This is a genomic window from Mesorhizobium sp. M0166 (assembly GCF_040322255.1).
Lineage (GTDB): Bacteria > Pseudomonadota > Alphaproteobacteria > Rhizobiales > Rhizobiaceae > Mesorhizobium.
The window spans coordinates 1-4,903 of the sequence record NZ_JAMYTD010000089.1 but is presented as its reverse complement, the minus strand read 5'-3'; the positions used below and the strand labels follow the sequence as shown (position 1 = coordinate 4,903).

4 protein-coding genes and 2 pseudogenes are annotated in these 4,903 nt (G+C 62.0%); 4 read left to right on the top strand and 2 right to left on the bottom strand.

Annotated elements, in window-relative coordinates; all coding sequences use genetic code 11:
- Nucleotides 1-80 precede the first annotated feature (80 nt).
- The 3 genes and pseudogenes from NKJ46_RS34420 to NKJ46_RS34410 all read left to right on the top strand — a co-directional run.
- A pseudogene (locus tag NKJ46_RS34420) lies at nucleotides 81-929 on the top strand (ring-cleaving dioxygenase); the annotation flags it as partial.
- 60 nt (nucleotides 930-989) lie between these two features.
- Nucleotides 990-1,592, top strand: a complete 603-nt coding sequence (locus tag NKJ46_RS34415) for an alpha/beta hydrolase (RefSeq protein WP_352671762.1) — start codon at nucleotides 990-992, stop codon at nucleotides 1,590-1,592.
- Nucleotides 1,593-1,644: 52 nt separating this feature from the next.
- Nucleotides 1,645-2,715: a maleylacetate reductase gene (locus NKJ46_RS34410; protein WP_352671759.1), complete on the top strand. Its 1,071-nt coding sequence runs from the start codon at nucleotides 1,645-1,647 to the stop codon at nucleotides 2,713-2,715.
- A 337-nt stretch (nucleotides 2,716-3,052) separates the two neighbouring features.
- On the opposite strand, the gene NKJ46_RS34405 is transcribed toward NKJ46_RS34410, so the two are convergent.
- Together NKJ46_RS34405 and NKJ46_RS34400 are read right to left on the bottom strand one after the other, a co-directional pair.
- A complete protein-coding gene (locus tag NKJ46_RS34405) occupies nucleotides 3,053-3,940 on the bottom strand; it encodes a class I SAM-dependent methyltransferase (protein WP_352671757.1) in 888 nt (295 codons plus the stop codon).
- Between the two features lie 77 nt (nucleotides 3,941-4,017).
- Nucleotides 4,018-4,269: a DUF6074 family protein gene (locus NKJ46_RS34400; protein ID WP_352671754.1), complete on the bottom strand. Its 252-nt coding sequence runs from the start codon at nucleotides 4,267-4,269 to the stop codon at nucleotides 4,018-4,020.
- 390 nt (nucleotides 4,270-4,659) lie between these two features.
- Between NKJ46_RS34400 and NKJ46_RS34395 the strand changes: the two are divergent.
- Nucleotides 4,660-4,818, top strand: a pseudogene (locus tag NKJ46_RS34395) (helix-turn-helix domain-containing protein); the annotation flags it as partial.
- Nucleotides 4,819-4,903 lie beyond the last annotated feature (85 nt).

The following is a 4,903-nucleotide window of genomic DNA, read 5'->3' as shown; positions in this document are numbered from 1 at the left end:
CAACCGTCTGCAACGATGTCCGTGCTGCATAAGGGCAATGGACAGTCCGCGTCAGGCTCGCAATTTATGACGCAGTAGTACTAGGCCTGCGCCGGGTCAAGAAGACCGTCAACTTCGACGCTCCCGATGTCTATCACCTCTATTACGGCGACCAGACCGGAAGCGCCGGCACGATCATGACCTATTTTCCCTTCCCGCACATCGCGAAGGGACGCCGGGGCGCCGGCGAGGCTTCCGAAACCGTCTTCGCCGTGCCGCGCGGAACGCTCGGCTACTGGAAGGAGCGTTTTGAGGCGCAGGGCGTCTCGGGGCTGGAAGAGCAGGAGCGGTTCGGCGGGAAGCGGCTTCGTTTCTTCGGACCCGACGACGACGGCTTCGCGCTGGTGGAAGTGGACGGCGACAACCGCAAGCCCTTCGACGGCGGTCCGGTGCCGGAGAGCGTCGGGGTGCACGGCTTCCATGGCGTGACCATGCGCCTTCGGGACGGCGGCGCCACCAGCGAGTTGCTGAAATACATGGGATACGAGGAAGTCGACCGCCAGGGTGATCTGACCCGGCTGGCCATGCCCGGCGGCAACGGCGCCGACTTCATCGACCTCGAGGTCCTGCCCGGCGCGGCTCCCGCGCGTCAGGGCGCAGGGTCGGTCCATCATGTCGCCTTCGCGGTCAAGGACCGCAAGGACCAGCTCGAGGTGCGGAAGGCGCTGATCGACACGGGCTACCACGTCACCCCGGTGATCGACCGCGACTACTTCTGGGCGATCTATTTCCGCACGCCGGGCGGCGTGCTGTTCGAGGTGGCGACCAACGAGCCGGGTTTCGACAGGGACGAGGACACGGCTCATCTAGGCGAGGCGTTGAAGATTCCCGCCCAGCACGAGCACCTGCGCCCCCGGATCGAGCAGATCCTGACGCCGATCGCAGGGTGAAGTTCCAAACGAAACCGCCGCCCAGGTGCGGCGGTTTTCACCCATCAAAGGATTCGAACAATGTCCAAATCGGCCTATCACCACATCGCCAAGGCGCCCGCCGCAGGCGCTCCGCTGGTCTTCACCTTCCATGGCACGGGAGGCGACGAGCACCAGTTCACTGGGCTGGTCCAGCAACTCCTGCCCGATGCGGGAATCGTCTCGCCGCTCGGCGATGTCTCGGATCACGGCGCCGCCCGTTTCTTCCGCCGGACAGGAGAAGGCGTCTACGACATGGATGACCTCGCTGCTCGCACTGACAAGATGAAGGGGTTCATCCGGATCCATAAGGAAGCCAATCCCGGAGCACCCGTTTTTGGGCTGGGGTACTCGAACGGCGCGAACATCCTGGCCTCCGTCATCTTCGAAGCGCCGGAGCTATTCGAGCGAGTGGTGCTGATGCATCCCCTCATCCCCTGGACGCCCACGCCCAACCCGGCTTTGAAGTCAGTGTCGGTGCTGGTCACGGCGGGACAGCGCGACCCGATCTGCCCCCTTCCGATGACGCAGTCGCTGGTCGCCTGGCTGGTAGCGCAGGGCGCGCAAGTGGAACTCGCGCTGCATGGCGGCGGCCACGAGATACGGCAGGAAGAACTCGCCGCGCTTGGCAAGTTCCTTATGTGATCCAGCAGGGGCGTCATTGCGACGCACCGTTGCTGACCGGGATGAGTTCGCGATGATCCAGAATTTCATTTACCAGGCGCTTCCTGCGCGCGTCGTGTTCGGGAGCGGAACGGTCTCGCACGTAAAGGCCGAGGCCGAGCGGCTCGGCGGCAGACGGGCCATCGTGCTCAGCACTCCAGGACGGGGGGAACGCCTGGCCGAAGACATCGCCGGACATCTCGGCTCCCTCGGCGCAGGCGTGTGCGCCCGGGCCGCGATGCACACGCCCGTCGAGGTCACCGAGAGCGCGCTCGCAGCCGTGCAGGAGACGGGCGCTGACATTCTTGTTGCGGTCGGAGGTGGCTCCACGATCGGGCTTTCCAAGGCGCTCGCGCTCCGCTCCGACCTGCCCCAGATCGTGCTGCCGACGACCTATGCCGGGTCGGAAATGACTCCCGTTCTCGGCGAGACGGCCGAGGGCCGCAAGACGACGCAGCGCAACCCGAAGGTCCTGCCGGAGACGGTGATCTACGATGTCGAGCTGACCCTGACCCTTCCCGCTTCGGTATCTGCTACCTCGGGCATGAACGCTATCGCGCATGCGGTGGAGGCTCTTTACGCCGAGGACGGCAACCCGGTGGTGTTGCTCATGGCGGAGGATGGCATAGCAAGGATGGCGCGGGCGCTTCCGCGGATAGCCGCCGACCCCAGCGACGCGGAGGCCAGGACGGACGCCCTCTACGGGGCCTTCCTGTGCGGCTCTGTCCTCGGCGTGACGACGGTGGCGCTGCACCACAAGCTCGCCCATGTGCTGGGCGGGATGTTCGATCTGCCGCATGCGGAGACCCACACGGCCCTGTTGCCGCACAGCATGGCCTACAACGCGGCCGCCGCGCCTGATGCGATGGAGCGGATATCGCGGGCCATCGACGCGCCGGACGCGTCGCGAGGCATCCACGATCTTGCGATGTCCCTCGGCGCGTCCATGGCGCTCCGCGATCTCGGCATGCCCGAAGAGGGCATTGACGCCGCCGTCGACGAGGCGCTTGCCAATCCCTACGGGAATCCACGCCCGCTTGATGCGTCTGGCCTCAGGGCGTTGCTGGCACGTGCGTGGAAGGGGGAAGCGCCGTCAGCTTGCTGAGGCGCGCTGCTCGAGCGCCTGTCGGCAGAATGCCGGCGCGCCTGAAGTTGAGACGGCCGCCCCGACGGTAGCTGTGGCTTCGGGGCGTTGCCGCGCGGGAACCGGGTGGACTTGGGCAGGATCGCCAATCAACCTAAGGGTCAAAGTCGCATACGATTGCAGTGCGGAACTTAACGGCGACCTGTGCCGGGGTCGCCTCGTCTCACCCTGTCCAAAGAGAAGATCTGACCCCTGTCAATACACTTTCCTTCGCGACCGCCCAGCGGCAGGCCGTGACCCAGAGCGGACATCAAGTCCCACAAACGGGATGTAAATGCTCGATTGGAGAAAGTACTTCCTATCGAGATCGGACACCCCTTATTGCATTGGCACGGGCAACGCTGGTGACATGCCCCTCAGCATCCGCCGATAAGCGTCCACGCATGCGCTCTTTAAGCAGCCCAACATCACTTGGATGCATGGCGTTGATGGTTTGACGCACGGTAGCCGCGAGCGTGCTGGTCGTCCAATACTCCTCAAAATCAGCAAATGTTCGTCGAACTGTGATCTCTCGCGTATCGATCTCATCCAGGGAGGCATTTCGCCACAATAGCCGCAGTGCTTCCAGGCCGGTTATTTCCGAATGCGGCGGATGTACAGCAGGGAAACCAATCGCGCTCAATTCGGTGTGCATCATCTCAAGCGGATGTCCCCCACCGATCATGTCCCAGACGTAAGCGGCCACGATGCCGCCTGGACGAACTACCCGCGCCATCTCGACAACGCCCTTGGCGGGATCAGGAACGAAGAAGATCACCAGCGCCATAACGGCGACATCGAACTCGGCCTCCGAAAACGGAAGGCTCAGGGCGTCACCCCATTGAAACTTGACGATTTGACCCAAGGGTCGCGTCCGTGCAAACGATAGCTGCGCATCAGAGGGATCAACCCCTTGGACCTCAGCGGGCGCCCAACGTTCAATAATCAATTCCGTAAACGCGCCAGTTCCACAGCCGACGTCGATCCAGCGTAAGCCTTGCGAGGGCGCGAGCCATTCCAGGAAGATTTCGCCGGCCGCTCGGCTCCAGGTGCCCATCATCTTTTCATAGGCGACCCCATCGTCATAGCGGATTTCGATCTGGCTCATCGAGATCACCTCTCCCCGACTGAGCTTCACAATATCAACTTTGAGAAGCGAATGCCCGGTTTTGGCGCATTGTGCTGTTTCGGCGTAGAAGCCTTGCATTTGACGGGATGCAGTGGTGGCACGCTTGCGGAGTCCCAGGGTGTCTCCACGCGGCAATCCTTCATCATGAGCCGATGCTATCGTGCAAGTTTCGCAGCGCTGCGGGTGGCTATGTCGGCTAAGACAACTCGAAGAAGCGTTCCAACTTCCTGTTCGGCGACCTCGGGTGCGATTCCTGATTCGGACAGTTGAACGAGAATTGTCTTGGCGGTGCTGCGCCAGAAGGCATTCGCGTCCTCCCCGTTCTTGGATTCCAGGACCCGGGCGATCCCTTCGACCAATTTCCGCCGCCGATGCAGCGGAAACGCGCTTATGTTTGAATCATCCATCGATCACCTCATCCCTTCAGTCTCGCGAATAGCATTGGCGGGTTAAAAAATTTGGCTAACAGCGCTGCAGTGGTCGGGCTCGGTGGATTGTGCCGCATAAAGCCACTGGCGCGGCGGCATGGGCGAGTTCGAGTTCCTGTTCAAGGACCCATTGGCGATGATGAGCCGCGAAGGATCGCGCAGGGAGTGATTTGGGCAGGCAGGATCTTGGACTTGATCAGAACCAGGCAAGCCGCCATATTCCGATCCGGCTGCCAATTTCAGGTGGCCCATTCCATGACGAGGCCGATCCGGCCGAATCGACGCCCATTTATTTGATTTGCTGGGAGCGCCAGGTCGGAAGGAAATCTCCCGATTGTGGCGGGCACCCTGTTCTTTTTGGAGGTGTCTATGAAGGATTCGCGCATTCCCGAGACAGTCTTAACGGCTATGTCAGAGGGGACCCACATCATCCGCGCTTATCGTGAGCACCTTGGATATTCGATCGAGGACCTGGCGGTGGCGTGCGGGCTAGCCGCTGAGGAAATTCAAAACATCGAGTCGGGCCTGAGTGTCCGTTCCAAAAAGAGTTGAGTGATTTCAGCAGGTTGTGATTCTGTCGGATTTGCGAGATTCGATGGAGATCACGATGGCC

What these genes read in the sequence shown, in the direction of transcription:
- NKJ46_RS34405 (WP_352671757.1), bottom strand. Translation starts at nt 3,940, where the DNA reads ATGCAAGGCTTCTACGCCGAAACAGCACAATGCGCCAAAACCGGGCAT.
- NKJ46_RS34400 (WP_352671754.1), bottom strand. Translation starts at nt 4,269, where the DNA reads ATGGATGATTCAAACATAAGCGCGTTTCCGCTGCATCGGCGGCGGAAA.
- NKJ46_RS34410 (WP_352671759.1), top strand. Translation starts at nt 1,645, where the DNA reads ATGATCCAGAATTTCATTTACCAGGCGCTTCCTGCGCGCGTCGTGTTC.
- NKJ46_RS34415 (WP_352671762.1), top strand. Translation starts at nt 990, where the DNA reads ATGTCCAAATCGGCCTATCACCACATCGCCAAGGCGCCCGCCGCAGGC.